Consider the following 22,498-nt stretch of genomic DNA (forward strand, 5'->3'; position numbering starts at 1 on the left):
CCTGGTCGATCTCGCAGACGGACTGGCGGCGGGCGAAGACGGCGAGGTGGACCCGCGATACGCCCTTCCGGGACCACCGCGTATGCGTACAGCCAGAGCGGCACCAGCCACAGGGACAGCGGGGGCCAGGTGAAGGAGAGGCCGTGGCCGAGGAAGACGAGATGGACCGTGGCCAGGGAGGCGACGACGAACACGGAGGCACCCACCCCGGCCCACGCCTGCACCGGCAGGCTGCGCAGCAACGAGGGGTGCCGGTAAGAACGCTGTCACCAGCCGCAAACGGCAGTGATCTTCCGGGGGTGTCACCCGTGTGGGTGAGTCCGGGCCTGTACGGCTGCGGTGAGTGAAGCTCTGCGGGGACGATTTCGATCGTGGCCCGTACACCGTTGGACCTGGATGAACTCGTCGAGCACTGGACGCTGTTGAAGGACGAGCAGGCGCTCGTGTCCGGCAAGCGTGGTGCGACGCGACTGGGCTTCGCCGTGCTGCTGAAGTTCTATACGCAGCACGGCCGGTTTCCCCGGAACCGGACAGAGCTGCCCGGTGAGGCCGTGGAATTCATCGCCCGGCAGGTGCAGGTTCTGGCCTTGGAGCTGGAGTCCTATGACTGGACGGGCCGTACGGTCGAGTACCACCGTGCGCAGATCCGGGAGCACCTCGGTTTCCGTGAGTGCAGCGTCGCGGACGCGGAGAAGCTGACGGCGTATCTGGCTGAGCACGTCGCGCACAAGGAGCGCAGGCCCGAGCAGGTCCGGGTGGAACTGCTGGTGCGCTGTCGCACGGAGAGCATCGAGCCGCCCACGTCGGGCCGGTGCGACCGGATCGTGGGGGCCGCTCTGCGGGCGGCCGAGGAGTCTCTGACGGCCCTGATCTCCTCGCGGCTGACCGTGGAGAGCATCGAGCGGATTGTGGCGCTGGTGGCCGGCGCCGACCAGGACGACGCCGGACCCGCGGGTGGCGGTACGGAGGGCGAGGACGCTCTGCCGGTGCTGGCGAAGGTCAAGGAAGCGCCGGGCAATGTGAGCCTGGAGACGATGCTCACCGAGATCGACAAGCTCCTGGCGGTGCGGGCGATCGGTCTGCCACGGGATCTGTTCATCGACGTCGCGCCCAAGGTCGTGGCTGGCTGGCGGGCGCGGGCCGCGGTGGAGTCGCCTTCCCATCTGCGGACGCATCCGGTGGCGCTGCGGGTGACCTTGCTGGCCGCGCTGCTGCACGAGCGGGAGCGGGAGATCACCGACACGCTGGTTGAGCTGCTGATCTCCACGGTGCACCGGATCGGGGCGCGGGCGGAGAAGAAGGTCACCGAGCAGCTCATCAACGCGTTCAAGAAGGTGTCGGGCAAGGAGAACATCCTCTTCAAGCTCGCCGAGGCGTCGCTCGGCGCCCCGGAGGGGACGGTCCGCCAGGTCGTGTTCCCGGCGGTGTCCGGGGGCGAGGCGACGCTGCGGGAGCTGGTGCACGAGTTCAAGACCCGCGGGCCGGTCTACCGGCGCACGGTTCAGACCACATTGAAGGCGTCGTACACCAACCACTACCGGCGCGGGCTGATCAGGCTGCTGGACGTGCTGGAGTTCCGTTCCTCCAACCATGCTCACCGGCCAGTGATCGAGGCTCTGGCGCTGGTGGCGCGGTACGCGAACGCGGGGAACACGACGTACTACCCGCTGGGCGAGACGGTGCCGGTCCACAAGGCGATGGGCGGGGACTGGGCGGAGGTCGTCCACCGCACCGACAAGCGGGGCCGGCGCCGGGTGGTGCGCATGGTCTACGAGGTCGTCGCCTTCCAGGCCCTGCGCGATCAGCTCAAGTGCAAGGAGATCTGGGTGGTGGGCGCCGACAAGTGGCGCAACCCGGACGAGGACCTGCCGCAGGACTTCGAGGCGAGGCGGGCGGAGAACTACCGGGAGCTGCGCAAGCCGCTGGACGCCGCGGTGTTCGTCGACGAGCTGCGCGAGCAGATGACGGCCGAGCTGACCCTGCTCAACGACGGGATGCCGAAGCTGTCCTGGCTGGACATCGCCGAGCGGAAGTCCGGGGCGATCCGGCTGACGGCGGCCGAGGCCCAGCCCGAGCCGCGCAACCTGCGCAGGGTCAAGGCCGAGGTACAGAGGCGTTGGGGCATCGTGCCGCTCGTCGACATGCTGAAGGAAGCGGTGCTGCGGACCGGATGCCTGGAAGCGGTAACCTCCGTCTCCGGTGGCGGCAGCCTCTCGCCGGAGGTGTTGGCCGAACGGCTGCTGCTGGTCATCTACGCGTACGGCACGAACCCCGGGATCAAGGCCGTGGCATCCGGTGGCCACGGCCACACTGAGGACGAACTGCGGTACGTGCGGCGCCGGTATCTGTCGGCGGAGGCCGCCCGCGCCATCGCCGTCCAGATCGCGAACGCCACCTTCGCCGTCCGCAGCGCCGAGCTGTGGGGCCAAGGCTCGACCGCGGTTGCCTCCGACTCCACGCACGTGCGCGCCTACGACCAGAACCTGTTCACCGAGTGGCACTCGCGCTACGGCGGCCGCGGGGTGCTCATCTACTGGCACGTGGAGAAGAAGTCGCTAGCCATCCACTCCCAGCTGATCAACTGCACCGCCTCCGAGGTCGCCGCGATGATCGAGGGCGCCATGCGGCACGGCACCACCATGGACGTCGAGGCGAACTACACGGACTCGCATGGCCAGTCGGAAATCGGGTTCGGCATCACGAGGCTGCTGAACTTCGACCTGCTGCCGCGTATCAAGCGGATCAACAAGGTGAAGCTGTACCGGCCGGTGGCCGGCGAGCCGGACGCCTACCCGCAGCTGACCCCGGCGCTGACCCGCCCGATCCGCTGGGAACTCATCGCCCAGCAGTACGACCAGATGATCAAGTACGCGACCGCGATCCGGACCCGTACCGCGTCCACCGAGGCGATCCTTCGCCGCTTCACCCGCAACGCCTCCCACCCCACCTACGCGGCAATGCTGGAGGTCGGCCGCGCCCAGAAGACCATCTTCGTGGCCCGCTACCTGCGGCTGCGGGACCTTCAGCGGGAGGTCGAGGAGGGCCTGAACGTGATGGAGTCCTCCAACGGCGCCAACAGCGTGATCGCGTACGGCAAGGGCGGGGAGATCGCCTCCAACCGGCGCGACGAGCAGGAGATGTTCGTTCTGTGCCTGCGGATTCTGCAATCGGCCCTGGTCTACGTGAACACCCTGATGCTCCAGGACATCCTCGGCGAACCGGAGTGGGCCGGGCTTCTCACGCCCGCCGACCGGCGCGGCCTGACCCCGCTGTTCTGGTCCCACGTCCGGCCCTACGGTGAGGTAGACCTCGACATGGGCGCCCGCCTCAACCTCACCGCGGTCACGGTGCCCAGCCCTCGTACAGCGGGCGATGAGGAGCCGGCCGAGGAAGGTGCGGACGCGTACCCGCCACCGACGCGGTGCCGGTGACACGGGCCACCAGCTCGGCGTCCACGAACGGGCGCCGTTTGCACTGTTCGACCAGGTCAGCCAGGTGCTCGCGCGAACATGCGGTCAGCCACCGCTTCCCGTCGAACTGCGGATCAGACGCGTGGACGACCGACCAATCCGGCACCAGCGCATCATCTCGGAGCCATCGGCGACCACCGTTCCTCACAGGTCACCCAGCTCGGGCAGATCCCTGGCACCACCCCGCCCGCCCCACCCTTCCTGCCTCCCAGCCCCGCCACCGCGCGTCAAGAGCGTGAAGAACGAAGAAGGAGCAGCTCAGAGGCTTGGCGTTTCTCGCCGATCAGCAAGAAATGCCGGGGCGGTCAACGACTCAGGATCGAAATCAAGTTCTCAGATCTGGTTCTGCCCGCCGTCGACGTAGATGTTCGCGCCGACGATGTAGCTGCTCTGTCCGGAAGCCAGGAACGCCACGGCGGCGGCGACCTCCTCAGGACGCCCTATGCGGCCCTTGGCCACGGTCGCGGCGACATTCTCCTTGACGGCGGACAGTGTCTCCTCGCCGCCGAAAATATTGGCGAGTCCGGGAGTTTCGACCCCGCCCGGCGACACCGCGTTGACCCTGACGCCCCGGCCTTTGAGTTCGTTGGACCATGTCCGCGCGAACGACCGGACGGCGGCCTTGGACGCCGCGTACGCACCGAACGCCTCCATGCCGTTGTCGGCGGCTGTGGAGGAGGTCAGGATGACCGAGGCGCCGTCATTGAGCAGCGGGAGCGCCTTCTGCACGGTGAACAGAGTGCCCCGGACGTTGACTCCGAAGGTCTGGTCGAAGTGGTCTTCGGTGGTCTGCTCCAGCGTGACGAACGCACCGACCGCCGCGTTCGCGACGAGCACGTCCAGTCCCTGTCCCCGGGCGCGGACCGCGTCGTAGAGCCGGTCCAGGTCGGCTGCCTCGGAGATGTCGCCGACCACCGCGGTGGCCCTGGATGTTCCGATGGTCTCGATGGCGGCGTCCAACTCGGTCTTGCGCCGGCCTGTGATGAACACGTGCGCGCCCTCGTCTGCCAGACGTGCGGCGGTGGCTAGACCGATTCCGGTGCTGCCGCCGGTGACCACAGCCGTCCTGCCATCAAGCTGTCCCATGCGAATGCCTCCATAGCCCTCTGTGTTGACCTGCTTCGATAGCCATACTTCAGGAACACCCCGGTACGGTGCATCATGTGTAGTCCTTATTTCTTTACGTATCGTCCAGAAAGGAGGAGGGCGTGCTCGGCTCCAGCGATCCGATCGCCGACGCCATCGGTCTTCTGCACCCTCGCACCGTGATCGACCCCGGTCTCCATGCGGCAGGACCGTGGGCCCTGCGCTTCGATCAGTCCTCGCATGTCAAGCTTGGTGTCGTCGCGCGCGGCACGTGCTGGCTGACCCTTGACGGGCACAAGCCCGTACTACTGGAAGAGGGCGACTTCTACCTGCTGGGCAACCCCCCGCCCTACATCCTGGGCAGCACACTCACTGCACCATGGCGCCCCGCGAAGCCGGTGTGGGGAAGCGCCAAGGACGGTGTCGTACGCATCGGCCCGGAGGCCGAGGAAGACACATACCTCTGCGGCGGGCACTTCTCGTTCGAGGACACGAACACCCCAGCCCTGACCCAAGTCTTACCGCTGCTCGTGCTTGTCCGTGCCGCAGATCCCCGCGGCAAGCTCCTGGCACACCTCAGCGAGCTCCTGGTCTCCGAGACCAGGACCGCCGCCGCCGCCGGCAGCTCTCTCGTCCTGAACCACCTCGCACAGGTCCTATTCGTCCACATGCTGCGCGCCCACGCCGAACAGGCCGATCAGCCCACCGGCTGGCTGGGAGCGCTCAACGACGACGGTATCGGTGCCGCACTTCGCGCCATGCACACCGACGCGGCACACCCCTGGACGCTCAAAGAGCTTGCCGGTATCAGCCACATGTCACGTTCCGCGTTCGCCTCATCCTTCAAGAGCCGGGTTGGAACCACCCCGCTGGACTATCTGATCCAGTGGAGAATGAGCCTCGCCCGCGATGCCCTGAGCCGCGGCACGCGAACGATCTCCGAACTCGCGTTCACGATTGGCTACAAATCCGAAAGCGCGTTCAGCACCGCATTCCGCCGCGTGGTCGGTTCCTCACCCAAACAATTCCGCAAAACATCAACCTGCGCGGTCAACGGCCGTCCGGATCAGGGCCACTGACCCCGTACCGTGACGAGTACCCGTTCTCGAAGCCCATAGTCAGGGATCGAAATCAGGTTCTCAGGCCCGCTGCCCTGGCTGTTGGGAGGCGCCGTGCTGCCGGCAGGAGCTCTCCCGCGGATTCAGCGCAGCGGGACCACGGCCCGGACTCCGGCGGCAACGCCTTAGCCACACACCGTGTCGTCCTCCCCGAGCGCCGCTGGCTCTGACCACCATCAGCGGCATGCCGATCAGTAGCGCTGGGACCGACAACCCGAAGGTCGCACGAGCGCACGGGTGACCAACAGGAGTCGCGCATGTTCGCGAACACACGGCTCGTTCGCGTGGCGCTCATCTATCGACCGATTGATGAGCAAGATCGGTAAGTGGCGGCGCGCGACCGGATCGACGCCGGATCATGCCCATAAAACGGTGTCAGAAAGTCGATGTGCTCAAGAACTTGACGAGCACCCTTTTCTGTACGATCTGGCAGGTGCAGCCACCCCAAGATGACGACGCCGCCGATCTCCTCGCCCCCGTTCCGGCCGTACGGACCGGCAGCCTCGTGGGATACGCACGCGTGTCCACCAAGGGACAGTTGCTCGACCGGCAGATCCACGCACTCACCGAAGCAAGGTGCATCCGGATCTTCTCCGACAAGAAGTCCGGCAAGAACGCCGAACGCGAGGAACTGTGGAAGGCCCTCGACTACCTGCGCGAGGGCGACACCTTCGTCGTCCCGTCGCTGGACCGGCTCGGCCGCTCCATCCAGGACCTCATCGCGATCGTGTCCGGCCTGCGCAAGCGCGGCATCGGGTTCACCTCGCTGCATGAGGCGCTCGACACGACCACGCCCGGCGGGCGCCTGGTCTTCCACGTGTTCGCGGCGCTGGCGGAGTTCATCCGCGAACTCATCGTGCAGGGCACCAACGAGGGCCTGGACGCCGCCCGCGCCCGCGGCGCCCGACTCGGCCGCCCGCCGGCGATGACGGAGGAACAGGTACGTCACGCCCGCGACCTGCTCGCCCGCCCGGAGAACACCGTCACCTCGATCGCAAAGCTCCTCGGCGTCTCCCGCAACACCATCTACAACTACGTGCCCGAACTCAAGGGTGGTCGCCTCGCACTCGCTGAGGCGACGAGCATGCCGGAACTGCCCCAACCCACCAGGTCAGAGGACTGATCACCGCCGTTTGCGGATGGTGACAGCGTTCTTACCGGCACCCCAACGAGGCCCGCACGCGGGCCACCGCCCCGGGGCCGGTCGTGACGACGTACTCCCGCTCCGACCCCTGTTCCATGTCCATGACCACGATCTCGATCACTCGGATACGGAAAGCCAAGTCCCGACCTGGAAGGATGCATCCGTACGAACGCCGGAGGACACTGGTCGTAACGGTCATCCTGACAGGGAGCCCTTTCATGACCACAGCGCGGGACCTGTTGATCGTCACCATGGACGCGGAGCCCAGCCGCCTGGTCGAGCGGGGCGATCTGTCGCTCGCGCTCGCCGGAGCCGAGCTGATCGACCTCCTGGCCGCGCAGGAAGCCGGGCTGGACGGCTCCGGCGAGCACATCCTGCCGGGGCCTGCGGGCGCGCCCGACGACCCGCTGTTGCGTCAGGCCGCCGCGGCGCTCGTCCGGGAAGCGCCGTACGAGTCCATCGGCGACTGGCTGTGGCGCAGGGGCCGCGATCTGTCGGCGGTCTATCTGTCCGCGCTGGAGGCGGACGGGCAGCTCGTCCGGCAGCGCAACCGCCACTGGAAGGTGTTCTGGACCCGCGAACTGGTCCTGGTCGACACCGACGCCCGCCGCCATGCGGCGTACCGCCACCGGTCGGACGAGCCCGTCCTGGCCGCCCTGACGGAGGCCATCGGCATCCGCGATCAGGGCGGCGACGGGATCGGGGAGGCCCCGGAGGTGTCCGACGACGCGGTGGCGCGCGTGCTCGCCGCCCTCGACGACGCGCTCGCGGAGCTGGCGGCCGAACGGCAGCGGCGGGACCGGCGGCGCGACGCGGCAGCCGTTGACAACGTCCGCCGCGGCTACTGAGCCACCGCGGCCGCTAGCCGAAACGGTGCGTTCCCGACCAGCCCGGATCCCCGGTCGTGGCGAAGCGTACCCACGCGCCGTGCATCTCCGCGGCGAGCGACGGCGGGACGTCCGGCCCGAGCAGCCCCTCCGGCGTACGGAGGGCGGGCAGGCCGGTGTTGTCGAACACGAACGGGAGTTCCGCGGTGTGGCAGGCGCCGAACGGGCCGTCCCGCCAGTCGAACTCGTAACGGAACGCCTTGCCGTGCAGCGACGCCAGCCGTTCGCTCCCGTCGTGGAACATCGCGTCGATGGCCGCACTGAGGTGTGGCCGCTGGTAGAGCAGCGACTCCTGGGTGGTCGTGCCCACCATCAGATCCACCGGGGACACCTCGGGTACGTCGTCGAGCACCACCCCGAACGGGGTGATCCGTGCCCCGAGGTCGGGCAGTTCGCCCACCGCGGACACCAGCCGTTCGTCGGGGACCTCCGCGAACCCCGCCACCGTCGCCGGCACGCCCAGCCGGTCGGCCAGCGCCCGGGTCGTCTCCGCCGCCTGAGCGCCGCCCACCGTGTGCAGTCCGCCGCTCTGGCTGATGGCGCGCCGGAACAGTCCCGACGCCTCGGGCGTCACCAGCAGCGCGCTGACGATCATCCCGCCCGCCGACTGCCCGAACACCGTGACCCGGTCCGGGTCGCCGCCGAACTCAGCGATGTGCTCGCGCACCCACCGCAGGGCGGCGATCACATCCAGCAGGCCGCGGTTGCGCGGCGCGTCCGGCAGATCGAGCCAGCCGGGGGCGCCGAGCCGGTAGTTGAGCGTGACCAGGACGACGCCGTCGCGGGCGAAGGAGGTTCCGTCGAACACCGGCGCCTGACCGGTGCCGGTCAGGAAGCCGCCGCCGTGCACGAAGACCATCACGGGCGCGTTGCCGTTTTTCCGCTCCTCGGGAGCCCAGACATTGACCGTCAGGTAGTCGTCGCCGCGCACCCAGCCCGGACCCATGATCGGGCCCAGGTCCAGCGGGAACCGCCGTACCGGGGCCGGGGCGGTCGGCCCGGGGCCGTCGAGCCCGCGTACGCCGTCCACCGGCGTCGGCGCCGCGAACCGCGCCGCGCCGGTCGGGGCGGCGGCGTACGGGATGTTACGGAAGACCTTCACCGCCATGCCGCCCACTCCTTCACCGCGAAACGGTCGCCGTCGCGCCGTACTTCGGCCGCGCCCGCGCCGGGGAAGTGCGCGGGGAACAGCAGGGCGCCCTCGTCCGCTGCCGACTCCAGCAGGCGGCGCCGGGCGATCCGGGCCCGGTCCTCGTCCTCGTCGAAGCACGGGCAGTCGTCGGGCTCGACGAACTGCAGCGGGCTGTGCAGCAGGTCGCCCGCGAACAGCGCCCGGTCCGTGCCCGACCGCAGCCGTACGACGGCGGAGCCGGGCGTGTGGCCGGGGGCGGGTTCGAGGCGCAGCTGGGCGTCGATGTCGTAGTGCTCGCCCTCCCACAGCACGGTCTGCCCCGCCTGGTGGACCGGGGCCACGCTGTCCTCGAACACGTTCGCCATGCGCGAACCCGAGCGGGTCTTGTGGCCGTTCTCCGGGTTCCAGTAGTCGAAGTCGGCCCGTGAGATCACGTACCGCGCGTTGGGAAAGGTCGGCCGCCACTCGCCGTCCACCAGCGTGGTGTTCCAGCCGACGTGGTCCCCGTGCACATGTGTGCAGATCACCGTGTCGACATCCTCCGGCCGCACCCCCGCCGCGGCCAGCTCGCCGAGGAAGTTGGTGTTCAGCTGGTGGAACAACGGCATGTGCGGCCGCTCGCGGCCATTGCCGATGCCGGTGTCGATGAGGATGGTCCGGCCCTCGCTGCGCAGCACCCAGGTCTGGATCATCGTGCGCACCTCGTCGGCGGCCAGATCCAGAAACTCCGGTGCCAGCCAGCTCTCGTGCGCCCGCCAGTGCTTCATGGGTACGTCGGGAAAGATGATGTCGCGGGGGAGGCCCCTCGGGGACAGTTCGACCACGCGGGTGATCTCGATGTCGCCAAGTGTCATGGTGTCCATGCGTCCAGCCTGCTCCCCGCCCGGGGCGGGCGGTATCCGTCACATGACTGCACCCGGCGGATACAGTCGGGTGATGACCATGGTCGGGAGGGAGAGCGAGCGCGCGGCCGTGCTCGGTGTGACGAGCGGCGTGCTGATCGTGACGGGAGAACCGGGCGCGGGCAAGAGCACCCTGCTCGCCCTGGCGGCCGACCAGCACCGGGGGCGGGGGCTGGTGCTGCGGATGACGGGCAGCGAGAGCGAGGCGAACCTGCCGTTCGCGGGCCTGCACCAGCTGCTCCGCCCGATCCTCGAGGACACGGCCCGCCTACCCGCCCACCAGCGCGCGGCCCTGCTCGGCGCCATCGGGGCCGAGGCCCCGAGCGGCGGGTCCACCGGCGGTGGGGGCGCGGGCGTGGGGCCCGGAGCCGACGAGCGCGGGGCCACCGGCAGCGGGGGAGCCGACCCTGCAGCGACCGGCCCCGGCGCCACGGGCCCCGGCGCCACGGGCCCCGGCGCCACGGGCCCCGGCGCCACCGACCCCCGTGCCACCGGCCCCCTCCCGGGCTCCGATCGCGGGGGCACCAGCCCTCCCGACCGCCTGCTGCTCGGGGTCGCGCTGCTCGCTCTGTTGTCGGATCTGGCCCAGCGCTCGCCCCTGCTCGTGCTGGTCGACGATCTGCCGTTGATCGACACCGGCTCGCTGGAGGCGCTGGCGTTCGCCGCTCGGCGCATCGACGACGAACCCCTCGCCGTACTAGCGGGGGCCAGGGACACGGCGGGCGCGGCGGTCCCGGCGGCGTTCTCCGGGTTTCCCACGCTCAGGCTGGGCCCGCTGGACGCCTCCGCCGCTGCGCGGTTGCTGGACCGGCAGCCGTATCCGCCCACCGGAAGCCGCCGGATCCGCATCCTCGACCAGGCCGCCGGAAATCCGCTGGCCCTGGTGGAACTGGCGCGGGGGTACGACCCGCAGGCCCCGGACCCCACCGCCGAAGACCTCCTGCCGCCCACCGACCGCCTGATGCGGCTCTACGCCGCCGACCTCGACGCCCTGCCGGCCGACACCCGCCACGCCCTGCTCCTGGTGGCCGCGGACGAACGAGCCGTGGCGGGCCGGATCGAGGCGCTGGCCCCGGCCGAGGCCGCCGGACTGCTCCGTATCACCGGCGGCGGCGACAGCGCGCGGGCCCGCTTCCGGCATCCGCTGATCCGGTCCGCGATCTACCACTCCGTACCGCTGGCCCCCCGGCGCCGGGCGCACCGCGACCTGGCCGCGTCGCTCACCGGGGAACCCGACCGCCGCGCCTGGCATCTGGCCGCCGCCGCGGAGGGCCCGGACGAGGAGATCGCCGCCGCACTGGAGGAGTCCGCGGGCCGGGCCCGGGAACGCGGCGGATACACCGCCGCCGTCACCGCGCTGGAACGCGCCGCCGAGCTGAGCCCCGCACCGCTGAGCCGTGCCCGCCGCCTGGTGGCGGCCGCCCGCGAGGCCGTCGCCACCGGTCAGCCCCACTGGGTGCGCGAACTCGCCGCCCGGGCCCGGGCCCTCACCGACGACCCGGCGCTGGTGGCCGAGGCGTCGCTGCGGGTGGGGCAGGTGCTCACGCTGAGCGCCGAGCACGACACCGCGCTCACGTTGCTGACGCGGGCGGCGGAGGACCCCCGGCTGCGCCGGACGGCCATCGTCCTGGCGTCCGTGGCCGGTTTCTACTCCGGCGACGAGGACCACCGGCTCTCCATACGGGCGCGGGCACAGGGCGATCCGTGGACGCTCACCGTGACCGACCCCACCGAGCGCCGCTCCGAACGGGTCGCGGCGCTCCCCGCGCTGGTGGAGCGGGCGGACGGCGACCCGGCGCTGCTCAACTCGCTGGGCGCGATGGCGTGGCTGCTCGACGAGACGGCCCTCGCGGTACGGATCTTCGACGACGCCCTCGACCGCTGGCGGCTGCGCGGCGCCCTGCCCACCGGTCTCGGCTGCACGGCGGGGTGGGCGTATCTGGACCACGGGCTCTGGGCACAGGCCCGGCTCGCCGCCACGAACACGGCCCCCTCCGTCGCCGGGCTGCCCCACCTCGAGGCCGCCGTACGGTCCCTCGAAGCCGCCCCGCTGGCCCTGACCGGGCGGACCGCCGAGGCTCGTACGGCCGCGTCGGCCGCCCTGTCCCTGATCGACCCGCACCGCAGCCGCGCGGTCGCCGTCCGCGCCCGCTGGGCGCTGGGCATGGCCGCCGTCGCGGAGGGCGACCAGACGACCGCGTACGAACAGTTCCGCCTGCTGTTCACCGCCGACGGCGACCCCGTCCACTACGCGTGCTCCCACTCCGGAATCGCCGAACTCGCCGCCGCGGCCGTACGCACCGGCCACCACGCGGAGGCCGCCGCCATCGTGGAACGCACCGAGAAGCGGCTCGCCGACGACCCCTCACCCCGGATGCGCGCGCTGATCCACCGCGCCCACGCCCTGCTCGACCCGTCCCGGGCGGAATCGCGCTTCAGCTCGGCCCTGGCCGACCCGGCGGGCCGCCAATGGCCCTTCGAACGCGCCCAGATCCTCCTGGACCACGCCGAATGGCTGCGCCGCGCCCACCGCATCACCGACGCCCGCCCCCTCCTCCACACCGCCCTGGAGACGTTCCGCCGCCTCGGCGCCCACCCCTGGACCGACCGCGCCCAAGCCGAACTCCGCGCCGCCGGCGTCGATGCGGCCCCCACCGCCCCGGACGCCCTCACATCCCTCACGCCCCAGCAGCAGCACATCATCCGCCTCGCCGCGAAGGGCCTGAGCAACCGCGAGATCGGCGAACGCCTCTTCCTCTCCCCCCGGACCGTGGGCTCCCACCTCTACCGCAGCTTCCCCAAACTCGGCGTCACGGCCCGCTCCCAACTCCGCGACGTCCTCGAGGCCTCCGGCCAGCCGTAGACCCCCGCCGTGCACCACCTGGCGGCAGACCTTCGACGAGAGCGGCAACCGGACCGCCATCATGGCGCCCGACGGCACCACCACCCGCTTCACGCACGACGTGACGACGACCGCGCCCGCGATGTCCAGGCCACCGCGCAGCGTGCCGGGCGGCCAGGACGAGAACACCCGGACCCGGGTCTCGTCGCCACGGCTCCGGCCGTCACGGTACGCCGTGGCCAACTCGGGCTCGGTGCACGCCGCTTCCCGCATCAGCGTGATCACGTCGCCCGCGCGCTCGAACAGCCGCCGGTCGTAGCCGGCCATCGCGGCGAGCTGCCGGGCGGGGCCCGTCCCCGGCGCCTCAGCTCGGCGAGCATGCGGGAGGCGTCGGCGGAGAGATCGGCCGCGTCCGCCACCGCCCGCACCAGGCCCGTCTTGTTTCCGTACGCCGCGTACACCGTCGGCTGGGTCGTCGCGTTCTTCGGGGCCAAGGGGCACAGCGTCGGCATGGGGTCGGGCGTCGGGGCGAGGCGTGGTCGCTGAACGGCCTGGCCGATCTGGTTCTGCAGAACGCCGTTTTCGCCGGTGTCATCACCCTGCGCCTGGCGCTCACGTCCACGGCGGTGGACAACAGTGGCGCGACCGCCGGACTCCGGGCGCTGCACGACGCCCTGTTCGCCCTGAACGCGACTTCTCTGGCGCTCGCCCTCGTCGGCCTGATCGTCGCGTACGGCGTCGTCCTGATCCGGCTGAACCCCGAAAGCAGGGGAGAAAAAGAAAAACCCCCGGCTGCCTTGAGTCCGGGGAGTTCCGCTGCGTATATTGGGGATTTGTGTGCCTGCACGAAATCCAGGCACATAGAAACTCGATGAAGTCATCATATCCAGCGGGAGTTGAATTGTCAAACGCGGAATTGCGTCAGGAGCAGGAATTCATCGACCTGCTCCATGCGCGTCTCGCCGAACTGCGGGCCGGGGCCGGGGAGGCGGTGAGTGACGCCCTGTCGATGGAGGGGCGGAACTTCCAGGCGCGGCTGGAGCGCGATGTGCTGGTGGCCGAGCGGTCCGGGCTGCTCGCCGCGTTCGACGCGGGGGAGAGGGGGCTGTGCTTCGGGCGGCTGGCGTTCCGTGACGGCCGCGACCACCACATCGGGCGCATCGGCATCCGGCGCGACGACGCGGAACGCACCCCGCTGGTCATCGACTGGCGGGCCGATGTGGCGCGCCCGTTCTACCTGGCGACCGGGCACACCCCGATGGGGCTGCGCCGCCGGCGGCACATCACCACCGAGCGCGGGCAGGTCACCGCCCTGCACGACGAGATCCTGGACCTGTCCGACACCGTGCGGACCGGGCACGAGAACAGCGACGCGGACGCCGTGCTGCTCGCCGCGCTCGACTCGGCCCGTACCGGCCGGATGCACGACATCGTGCAGACCATCCAGGCCGAGCAGGACCGGATCATCCGCGCCCCGCACCACGGTGTCCTCGTCGTGGAGGGCGGCCCCGGCACCGGGAAGACCGTGGTCGCGCTGCACCGCGCCGCCTATCTGCTGTACGCGCAGCGTGAACTGCTGGCCCGCCGCGCGGTGCTGGTCCTGGGGCCCAACCCGGCGTTCCTCGGCTACATCGGCGAGGTGCTGCCCGCGCTCGGCGAGACCGGTGTGCTGCTCGCCACGCTCGGCGAGCTGTTCCCCGGGGTCACGGCCACCGGCACCGACACCCCGGAGGCCGCCGAGGCCAAGGGCCGCGCCACGATGGCGGACGCCCTGGCCCGTTTCGTACAGGACCGGCAGGCGCTGCCCGACCCGGAGATCGTGATCGACCACGACGACGGTGACCTGGTCCTGGACGCGGACATCGTGTCCGCGGCGCGGGCCCGGGCGCGGGAGACCCGGCTGCCGCACAACCTGGCCCGCCCGCACTTCGCGTTCCGGGTCATCGACGCGCTGACCGCGCAGCTGACCGAGCGGATCGGCGCGGACCCGTACGGCGGTCCCAACCTCCTCGGCCCGGACGACATCGCCCAGCTCGGCAAGGCGATCGCGGCCAGCCCCGAGGTGCACGCCGCCATCGACGAGCTGTGGCCCGAACTCCGCCCCGAGCAGCTCGTCGAGGACTTCCTCAGCGATCCCGTCCACGTCTCCGACGCCGACGCCGCCGCGATCCGCCGTACCGGCGGTGAGTGGACCCCGGCGGACGTGCCGCTGCTGGACGAGGCCGCAGAACTGCTCGGCGAGGACGACTCGGCGGCCCGCGCCGCCGCCGAGGGCGCCCGGCTGGAGCGCATCGAGTACGCGCAGGGCGTGCTCGACCTCTCCTACGGCTCGCGTACCCAGGAGTTCGAGGACCGCGAGGACGACGACTCGGAGGTGCTGGCCGCCCACAACCTCATCGACGCCGAACGCCTGGCGGACCGCAACGAGGAGGCCGACCACCGCAGCGCCGCCGAACGCGCCGCCGCCGACCGCACCTGGGCCTTCGGCCACATCATCGTCGACGAGGCCCAGGAGCTGTCCCCGATGGCGTGGCGGCTGCTGATGCGCCGCTCCCCGACCCGTTCCATGACGCTGGTCGGCGACCCCGCGCAGACCGCGGAGCCGGGCGGCTGCGGCTCCTGGTCCTCGATCCTCGCCCCGTACGTCGAGGACCGCTGGGAACACACCCGGCTCGGCGTCAACTACCGCACCCCGGCCGAGATCATGGCGGTCGCGGCGGAGGTGGCCCGTACCGCGGACCCCGGCTTCGAACCGCCGCGTTCGGTCCGCGCCACCGGCGTACGCCCGTGGGCGCGGCACACCGCCGACCTGCCGGGCGCGGTGGCCGACGCCGTGGCGCGGGAGTCGGGGACGGAGGGGCGCCTGGCGGTGATCGCCCAGCCGGCCCACCACGACGTCCTCGCGGCCGCGCTGCCGGACGCGTCCGCGGGCCGGTCCCCGGACCTGACCAGCCCGGTGGTGCTGCTCACCCCGCGGCAGGCCAAGGGGCTGGAGTTCGACACGGTGATCGTGGCCGAACCGGCAAAGTTCGGGACGAGCGACCTGTACGTGGCGCTGACCCGGGCGACCCAGCGGCTGGGCGTGGTGCACACCGGGACACTGCCGGAAGGGCTGGCCGGGCTGTCCGAGGCGCAGGACGCGGCCGTCGCGTCGCCGGAGCGGTGAGCCGGGCCGCGGTGCGGTGCGCCGGGCCCGGCGCGGCGGCGCGGAGACACGGCGGTGCGCGCCACGCCGCCTGCCGCGCCCCCGGCCGGTCCCGTGTCGCGTGCGCCGCGGGCCTCGCGTCGCCACCGCCCCGTAAGGGGCAGGAGTAGGCGAAAGCGGCCTCGGCGGGCGCGCCGAGTCCGGCCGCGCCGGTGGCCACCGTCCGGGATGCGGCGCGGATCGCCCGTAACCGGCGGGCAGTTGGCCCCGCCCCGGGCAGGGGGACGTACGGCGGCGGCGTGCTGAACGCCGGGCGACACTTCCGCGGCGGTCGGACGAACCCCTGGTGGGCGGCACCGCCGATTTGCTCCGGGCCGGGGGCCGTATGCGACAGTGGACCGCCCCGCTCGGCCGGGCGCGCCCGCGCGCGCAGCCGCCGATGGGCTCCCCATACCTCAGCAGGACAGTCTCCGGTCGCGCCCGCGCGTGTCCGGGCTGTCGTCGTCCCCTCCACTACGTCCTTCCTGAGAGCAGAGATGCTGGCAACGACTCTTACTCCCCGGACCACGGACCTGTTCGACCAGGGCCTGGAGTTGCGACCCGGTGCCGCGCTCCTGCGTTTCGGTGCGGCCCGGCAGCGGCCGGCCGGCCGTTTCAGCTGGTCGGGCGATGGCGCCGCGGCGTGGCTCGACGACGTCCGCGGGCATGTGTGGACCGTCGGCGGACCGGAACCGGCCGCCGGGCTCGTCCTGCGCGCGGCGCAGCGCCGCCCGGAGCAGGTGCGGGAGTTCACCGGGCCGCGCGGCACCGAGTCCCTGGTCGGCCGCCATCTGCCGGTGGACGACATCGTCGAGTGGGTGTTCCGCTGGACGCTGGAGGAACCGCCCGTGCAGCGTGGCGAGGACCGCGTGGTCGTCCTCGACGAGAGCCACCACGACGAACTGCTCGCCTTCCTCGGCGAACACAGCCCCGCCTACTCGACCGGTCCCGGCTCGGCGGACGTGAGCCTGTGGTGCGGAATCCGCGACGAGTCGGGCCGGCTGGTGGCCTGCGGTGCCATGAGCAGCCTGCGGGACAGCGGGGCACCGCTGATGGCGTCGGTCGCCACGGACACCGCCCAGCGCGGCCAGGGGCTGGGCGCGGCGCTGACGGCGTGGCTGACCCGGTACGCGGTGCGCCGTCACGGTTTCTGCACACTGTGGCAGCTCGCCGACAACGCCCCCGCCGAACGGCTCTACACCCGCCTCGGCTACCGCAACGAGGACCCCTGCGTGGCCGCCCGGATCACATCCGACTGACCGCGGCACATCTCATGACAACAGTCACACCGGCCCCCGGAACGAACGGGGCGCAATAGTAGATACCCGCTCGGCGAAATCGGAGACTTTTCGGCTCTTGCCGACATGTCGTATCCGGGTTCGCCGCGGGTCCGGTGTCCTGCCCGCCCACAAGTCCACCAGGGATTCCGGCGGCAGGACACCGTCACATCTCCTTCACCGGAGCGGCGCAGCACACCCGGGTGTTCCTTCGCAAGCGCCGACCGCGCTACGACTCTCGGTAGTAGCGAACGTTTGTTGCAGTGGTTTTGGCGCGGCCCTGAGAATGACGGCCCACACCGCGCCTCGGCAGTCCTGGCATCGCTGCGCACAGAGTCGGCCGTACACGGGGGAGGGCGTGCCGTGACTACCGAGTGAGGGACACGCATGAGCAAGCACCGGACCACCAAGACGCACCACCGGAAGATAGCCGTCGCCGCCGTCGCGGTGGCCGCCGTGGGTGTGCCGTCCGTCGCGATGGCGTGTCTGAACGGGCCGGACGACAAGGACACCAAGGCCAGTGGTGTGGAGACCACCGCGTCCGCGGCGCAGGAGCAGGGGAAGCGGTGGCACGAGAAGAAGAGCCACCACGCGGAGAAATCGGCGTCGCCGAAGCGGGCGAAGGAGACGGAGCGGGCGTCGCGGTCGGCCTCCGCCACGCCGAGAGCCCGCGCGACCTCCGCCCCCGCCACCACCCTGTCCGCCACCGCCCCGGCGGCGGTGAAGTCCAAGGCCCCGGCCACCACCGCCACCACCAAGGCCGCCGCCTCCCCGTCGTCCGCGGCGTCCAGCGCCCAGGACCAGGTCGTGGACCTGGTCAACAGCGAGCGCGCCAAGGTGGGGTGCTCGCCGCTGAAGGTGAACGCGAAGCTCACCAAGGCCGCCCAGGCGCACAGCGAGGACATGGCCGAGCACAGCGACATGTCGCACACCGGCTCCGACGGGTCGTCGCCGGGCGACCGGATCGAGCGCGCGGGCTACTCGTGGAGCACCTACGGTGAGAACGTCGCCTACGGCTACAGCTCGGCCAAGAGCGTGATGGAGGGCTGGATGAACAGCTCCGGCCACAAGGCCAACATCCTGAACTGCGACTTCAAAGAGATCGGCGTCGGCCTCGCCCAGCCCGGCGACTACTGGACGCAGGACTTCGGCGCCGCTCGCTAGCGGCCGCCCGCCGCCCCCTTCGCCCCGCACGCTTTTTGCGGTTCGCGCCGAGTTCGCGTTCCTGGGCCCGTTCGCGGATGCGCACCATTATGGTCGGGTGCCATGCACGTGGCAGGTGTCCTCGACAGGGTGACCCGGGCGGCCGTGGCCGTGCGGCCGGTGGCGCGGGCCGCGGAGCCGCGGACCCGGGAGCCGTGGCGGCGGCGCCGCATGGCCGCGGCCGTCGTGGTCGTCGTGGCCGTGCTGCTCGCGCAGATGGCCGTGGCGATGGTGACCGCGGCCGTGGAGCAGACGCCGACCATCGACGAACCGGTGTACGTCGGGGTGGCGAAGACCTACCTGCAGGAACACAGCCTGCGGTTCAACCCCGAACACCCGCCCCTGGGCAAGCTGGTCATCGGCACCGGGCTGCTGTTCGCCCACGCCCGCCTGGCTCCCGGGTTCACCGGGGACCAGGGGGCGCTGGGGCGGCGTCTGCTGTACGAGTCGGGCAACGACCCCTGGCAGGTGATGCTGTGGGCGCGGCTGCCGGTGATCGTGCTGACGCTGCTGTTCGGGCTGGTCGTCTTCGCGTTCGCAAGGGATCTGACCGGTCCCGTGGGCGGAGTGGTGGCGCTCGCCCTGTACACGTTCTCGCCCGATGTCATCGCGCACGGTTCGCTCGCCACGCTCGACGTACCGATGTGCGGCTTCCTGCTGACCTCGGTGTGGCTGCTGTGGCGGGCGCGCCGCCGCCCCTTACGCCATCTGCCACTCGCCGGGGCGGCGCTCGGCGCGGCCGTGGCCACCAAGATGAGCGCGCTGCCCGCGGTCCCGGTGCTGATGTTCCTGGCGGTGCTGTCGTACGCGTACGCCCGCCGCGGCACACCCGGCACCGGATGGCGCGCCACGGCGTGGGTCCTGGCGCTGGGTGTGGCGGGCGCGGTGGGCATGGCCCTGGTCGCGCTCGCCGTGGTGTGGGCCGCGTATCTCGCCGTGGACCCGAGGTTGCGCTGGACCACGCCCGGCGATGTGCCCGCCGTCCACGGGCTGCGCGGGCTCGCCGTCGACCTGCTGCCGGTCCCCGAGCCGTTCCGCGACGGGATGCGCGTCCAGTTCGGCTTCGAGAACCAGCTGTGGAGCGGCTTCCTGTTCGGCCGCCAGTATCACGGCTCGCTCTGGTACTACCTGCCCCTCGCGCTGGTGGTGAAGACGCCGCTGGGGATGCTCGCGCTGTGGACCGCCGGTGCCGTCGCGATGGTGGTGGCGCCCCGGCTGCGGCCCGCCGCCCCGTACGTCCTGGTGCCCGCGGCCGTGCTGCTGGCCGTGGCCATGAACGGAGCCCGCGACCTCGGCGTGCGGTACGCGCTCTTCCTGCCCATGTTCCTGGCGGTCGCCGCGGCCGGGGTGGTCACGCTGCGCCGGCGAGGGGCGTTCGGCGTGACGGCGGCGCTGGTGGTGTGCGTGGCGGTCAGCTCGCTGCGGACGTCTCCGTACTACCTGCCGTACGCCAATGAGGCGTTCGGCGGTCCGGCCAGGACCCATGTGTATCTGCACGACTCGAACGTCGACTGGGGGCAGGACCTGGGGCGGCTGGCCGACCGGCTCCGGGGGCGCTACCGGGACGAGCGGGTGTGGCTGGTCTACAAGGGCAGCGGTGTGCCGTCCGCGTACGGCATCCACGCCCGCGACCCGCGCAGGGTGTCCCCGGGCCGGGTGCACGGGCTGCTCGTGGTCTCGGACTCCTCGGCCGCCGGGGCGCGGGGGCGGCTGGCGGCGCTGATCGAGCACAGCCGGCCGGTCGACGAGGTCGGCCACTCCATCACCGTCTACCGGCGGACCTGAGAACCGGGGCCGGTTGATCTGTTTCCGGCCATGATCGGTAGGGTTCACCTCTGCACGTGCGGGGGCGTGTGCCGTTGGAGATCCTCTCCTCTGCTGTCTGCGCCCGCTCACCGGCCGCCGACACCGAGGAGGGGTGCCCATGTCGTACCCGAGACCACCTGAAGGCCCTGGCAACACCGGGCCCTACGGACACACACCCCAGCAGGGCCCACCGCCCATGCCACCCCCACCACCCATGCCGCCACCCCCGCCGCCCGGCCGCCAGCAGGGCAGCCCGGGGACACCGGCGTACGGCGGACAGGCGCCCCACGGCGCACCGTACGGCGGGCAGGGCGCACCGTACGGCGGGCAGGGGACGCCGTACGCCGGGCAGGGCATGCCGGGCGCACCGTACGGCGCCGTGCCCGCACCGCAACCGCCCCCGCCCGCACGGCCGAAGAAGACCACGGGGCGCACCTGCCTCAGCGCCTTCCTCGGCATCGTCGGCGGGCTCGCGATGCTGGGCGGTGGCGCGCTGACCGCGCACGCCTTCTCGAACCACAGCCAGAACATCGCCAACCGCACCGAGTACGGCGCGTCGATGTGGCGCAACGAACCCGCGGACAAGCTCTTCCCGGACACCCTCGCGCCCCGCAAGGGCAGCCAGTCCGAGGGCACCGACCGCAAGCGCGCGCAGTGGCACCGCATCGGGATATCCGAGAAGACCGGCTGCGCGGACGGGCTGAGCGGAGCCACCGCGACCGAGGCGGAGAAGCTGGGCTGCAAGGCGGTGCTGCGCGCCACCTACGTGGACCCGACGGGCAACACCGTCGCGACCGCCGCGCTGGTCGTCCTGCCGAAGAGCGACTCCGTGAAGACGGAGATGAGCACGTTCTTCGACGCCGAGAAGGACAAGGACAACCCGGGGCCCGGCGTGAAGGCGTACGGAGTCCCCGGCACCATCGCGGCCCGCTGGAGCGACGCGCGGGCCAACGGCTCGGCCGGGCGACCGGTCACCGACCTGTACCTCCCGTACGCGCTCGTGGCCTCCGCGGGCGCGGTCGACGGCCGTAAGGCGGGGGAGCTGCCGGGCGAGTGGGGCAGGTACAGCCTCGACGCCAAGCAGGACCGCGCGCCGTGGCGGGGCGCCGCCGACGGGCTCGTCGACGCCCTGAACCTGCACCTCATGGATCTGCTGACGGAGGGGACCTCATGAGCGTCCGGCGACACACCGGCGCGCGCCTCGGCACGGCCATGACCGCGGTCGTCCTCGGCTCGGTGCTGGGCGTGGCGGCCGCACCGCCCGCGGCCGCCGCGGGCCCCACCCCCACCAGCTGGGAGGCGAAGGCGCTCGGCCTGGCGTCGGCGCAGCGCACCGCGCAGGGCGAGGGTGTCAAGGTCGCGGTCCTGGACAGCGGCGTCATGACCAACCATGTGGCGCTCCACGGCAAGGTGACCACCGGCCCCGACTTCCTCAAGGACGGTCTGCGGCCCGGCGATCCGCGCTGGGGCGGCCACGGCACCGCGATGGCCTCGGACGTCCTCAAGGTGGCCCCGAAGGCGAGCATCCTGTCGGTCCGGGTGATCGACGACAAGGAGGACCACGGCGGGGAAATCCGGCAGGGGATCAGCCCGGTCGCCCAGGGCATCGACTACGCGGTCGACCACGGCGCCGATGTGATCTCCATGTCGCTCGGCGGCGAGATGTTCGGCGACTCCTACGACGAGGACGAGGTCGACGCCCTGGCCCGGGCGGCCCAGAAGGGCGTTCCGGTCATCGCCTCGGCGGGCAACGAGGGCGACATGTTCAACGACGCTTCGTACCCGGCGGGCTATCCGGGCGTGATCGCCGTGGCCGCCACCCAGCAGAACGGCAGCCGCGCCGAGTTCTCCACGGTACGGACGTACAACTCGGTGGCCGCGCCCGGCGTGGCCATCATGAGCGCGAAGAACACGGGCGGCTACGAGCCGGTCAACGGCACCTCGCCCGCGGCGGCGCTCACCTCGGGCGTGGTGGCCCTGATGCTGTCGCACAACGACAAGCTGACCCCGGCCCAGGTGCGCACCCTGCTCACGAAGACGGCACACCATCCGGCCGGCGGGCGCGACGCGCTGGTCGGGTACGGGCCGATCGACGCGGCGGCCGCCGTCCAGGCCGCCGCGAAGCCGCCCGCTGACGGGACGGTCCCGGTGAAGTACACGGGCAAGGAGCACCTGGCCACCCCGGACGGTACGCCGAAGACCCAGCATCCGCCCCTGGAGACGGATCTGGTGACGATCGGTCTCGGCGCGGCGGGCGTGGGCCTGCTGATGGTCATCGGCGCGGTGCTGATCACCCGCGCAGGCCGCCGCGCGGCGGCCCGGGGCTGACAGCGGTGGGGGGGGGGGGGGGGCCCCCCCCCCCCCCCCCCCCCCGGCCCCCCCCGCCCCCCCCCCGGGGGGGGGGGCGCGGGGGGCCTGTGGCGGCGCCCGGGGCGCCCGGGCCCCCC

The 22,498-nt window shown here is 71.7% G+C and carries 17 protein-coding genes and 1 pseudogene; 13 read left to right on the forward strand and 5 right to left on the reverse strand.

Translation table 11 applies throughout. The features are described 5' to 3' along the window. Positions 1-371 precede the first annotated feature (371 nt). Positions 372-3,431 carry a Tn3 family transposase gene (locus ACFZCY_RS25940; protein WP_391177840.1) on the forward strand — a complete coding sequence of 1,020 codons (3,060 nt, stop codon included), beginning with the start codon at positions 372-374 and terminating at the stop codon, positions 3,429-3,431. Positions 3,432-3,803: 372 nt separating this feature from the next. Here ACFZCY_RS25940 and ACFZCY_RS25945 read toward each other — a convergent pair whose 3' ends face one another. Continuing rightward, a complete protein-coding gene (locus ACFZCY_RS25945; protein WP_391177842.1) occupies positions 3,804-4,556 on the reverse strand; it encodes an SDR family oxidoreductase in 753 nt (250 codons plus the stop codon). A gap of 122 nt (positions 4,557-4,678) precedes the next feature. On the opposite strand from ACFZCY_RS25945, the gene ACFZCY_RS25950 reads away from it, so the two are divergent. Both ACFZCY_RS25950 and ACFZCY_RS25955 read left to right on the forward strand, forming a co-directional pair. Continuing rightward, positions 4,679-5,635 (forward strand): cupin domain-containing protein, encoded by a 957-nt coding sequence (locus ACFZCY_RS25950; protein WP_391177845.1) that lies wholly within the window; start codon positions 4,679-4,681, stop codon positions 5,633-5,635. A 472-nt stretch (positions 5,636-6,107) separates the two neighbouring features. Continuing rightward, positions 6,108-6,797: a recombinase family protein gene (locus ACFZCY_RS25955; RefSeq protein ID WP_391177848.1), complete on the forward strand. Its 690-nt coding sequence runs from the start codon at positions 6,108-6,110 to the stop codon at positions 6,795-6,797. Positions 6,798-6,828: 31 nt separating this feature from the next. Here ACFZCY_RS25955 and ACFZCY_RS25960 read toward each other — a convergent pair whose 3' ends face one another. Next, a complete protein-coding gene (locus tag ACFZCY_RS25960) occupies positions 6,829-6,957 on the reverse strand; it encodes a hypothetical protein (protein ID WP_391177852.1) in 129 nt (42 codons plus the stop codon). A gap of 79 nt (positions 6,958-7,036) precedes the next feature. On the opposite strand from ACFZCY_RS25960, the gene ACFZCY_RS25965 reads away from it, so the two are divergent. Continuing rightward, positions 7,037-7,666: a GPP34 family phosphoprotein gene (locus ACFZCY_RS25965; RefSeq protein ID WP_391177855.1), complete on the forward strand. Its 630-nt coding sequence runs from the start codon at positions 7,037-7,039 to the stop codon at positions 7,664-7,666. A gap of 13 nt (positions 7,667-7,679) precedes the next feature. Here the strand turns inward: ACFZCY_RS25965 and ACFZCY_RS25970 are convergent, their stop codons facing one another. Both ACFZCY_RS25970 and ACFZCY_RS25975 read right to left on the reverse strand, forming a co-directional pair. Continuing rightward, entirely contained in the window at positions 7,680-8,813 is a 1,134-nt protein-coding gene (locus ACFZCY_RS25970) for a carboxylesterase family protein (protein WP_391177857.1), read from the reverse strand. Beyond that, on the reverse strand, positions 8,804-9,700 hold the full coding sequence (locus ACFZCY_RS25975) for an MBL fold metallo-hydrolase (RefSeq protein ID WP_391177860.1): 897 nt from the start codon (positions 9,698-9,700) through the stop codon (positions 8,804-8,806). The genes ACFZCY_RS25970 and ACFZCY_RS25975 overlap by 10 nt, the downstream gene beginning before the upstream one ends. Positions 9,701-9,773: 73 nt before the next feature. Between ACFZCY_RS25975 and ACFZCY_RS25980 the strand changes: the two genes are divergently transcribed. Together ACFZCY_RS25980 and ACFZCY_RS25985 are read left to right on the forward strand one after the other, a co-directional pair. After that, complete coding sequence (locus ACFZCY_RS25980) at positions 9,774-12,602, forward strand: AAA family ATPase (protein WP_391177863.1); 2,829 nt, start codon at positions 9,774-9,776, stop codon at positions 12,600-12,602. A 49-nt stretch (positions 12,603-12,651) separates the two neighbouring features. Next, positions 12,652-12,900 (forward strand): annotated as a pseudogene (locus tag ACFZCY_RS25985) (hypothetical protein); the annotation flags it as partial. Here ACFZCY_RS25985 and ACFZCY_RS25990 read toward each other — a convergent pair. Continuing rightward, positions 12,863-13,075, reverse strand: a complete 213-nt coding sequence (locus ACFZCY_RS25990; RefSeq protein WP_391177866.1) for a hypothetical protein — start codon at positions 13,073-13,075, stop codon at positions 12,863-12,865. The pseudogene ACFZCY_RS25985 and the gene ACFZCY_RS25990 sit on opposite strands and share 38 nt — an antisense overlap. Before the next feature lie 132 nt (positions 13,076-13,207). Between ACFZCY_RS25990 and ACFZCY_RS25995 the strand changes: the two genes are divergently transcribed. The 7 genes from ACFZCY_RS25995 to ACFZCY_RS26025 all read left to right on the forward strand — a co-directional run bounded on the left by ACFZCY_RS25995 (position 13,208) and on the right by ACFZCY_RS26025 (position 22,379). Then, positions 13,208-13,456: a hypothetical protein gene (locus ACFZCY_RS25995; protein WP_391177869.1), complete on the forward strand. Its 249-nt coding sequence runs from the start codon at positions 13,208-13,210 to the stop codon at positions 13,454-13,456. A 41-nt stretch (positions 13,457-13,497) separates the two neighbouring features. Further along, positions 13,498-15,747 carry an ATP-binding domain-containing protein gene (locus ACFZCY_RS26000; protein ID WP_391178318.1) on the forward strand — a complete coding sequence of 750 codons (2,250 nt, stop codon included), beginning with the start codon at positions 13,498-13,500 and terminating at the stop codon, positions 15,745-15,747. A 515-nt stretch (positions 15,748-16,262) separates the two neighbouring features. Next, positions 16,263-17,024: a GNAT family N-acetyltransferase gene (locus ACFZCY_RS26005; RefSeq protein ID WP_391177872.1), complete on the forward strand. Its 762-nt coding sequence runs from the start codon at positions 16,263-16,265 to the stop codon at positions 17,022-17,024. Positions 17,025-17,429: 405 nt separating this feature from the next. Beyond that, on the forward strand, positions 17,430-18,206 hold the full coding sequence (locus ACFZCY_RS26010) for a CAP domain-containing protein (protein ID WP_391177875.1): 777 nt from the start codon (positions 17,430-17,432) through the stop codon (positions 18,204-18,206). A 102-nt stretch (positions 18,207-18,308) separates the two neighbouring features. Then, positions 18,309-20,030, forward strand: a complete 1,722-nt coding sequence (locus tag ACFZCY_RS26015) for a phospholipid carrier-dependent glycosyltransferase (protein WP_391177891.1) — start codon at positions 18,309-18,311, stop codon at positions 20,028-20,030. 235 nt (positions 20,031-20,265) lie between these two features. Continuing rightward, complete coding sequence (locus ACFZCY_RS26020) at positions 20,266-21,225, forward strand: hypothetical protein (protein WP_391177894.1); 960 nt, start codon at positions 20,266-20,268, stop codon at positions 21,223-21,225. Then, a complete protein-coding gene (locus ACFZCY_RS26025; protein ID WP_391177897.1) occupies positions 21,222-22,379 on the forward strand; it encodes a S8 family serine peptidase in 1,158 nt (385 codons plus the stop codon). Before ACFZCY_RS26020 ends, ACFZCY_RS26025 begins: the two co-directional genes overlap by 4 nt. The last annotated feature ends 119 nt before the right edge of the window (positions 22,380-22,498 follow it).

Origin of the sequence: Streptomyces sp. NPDC007983, assembly GCF_042958345.1 — a bacterium.
Lineage (GTDB): Bacteria > Actinomycetota > Actinomycetes > Streptomycetales > Streptomycetaceae > Streptomyces.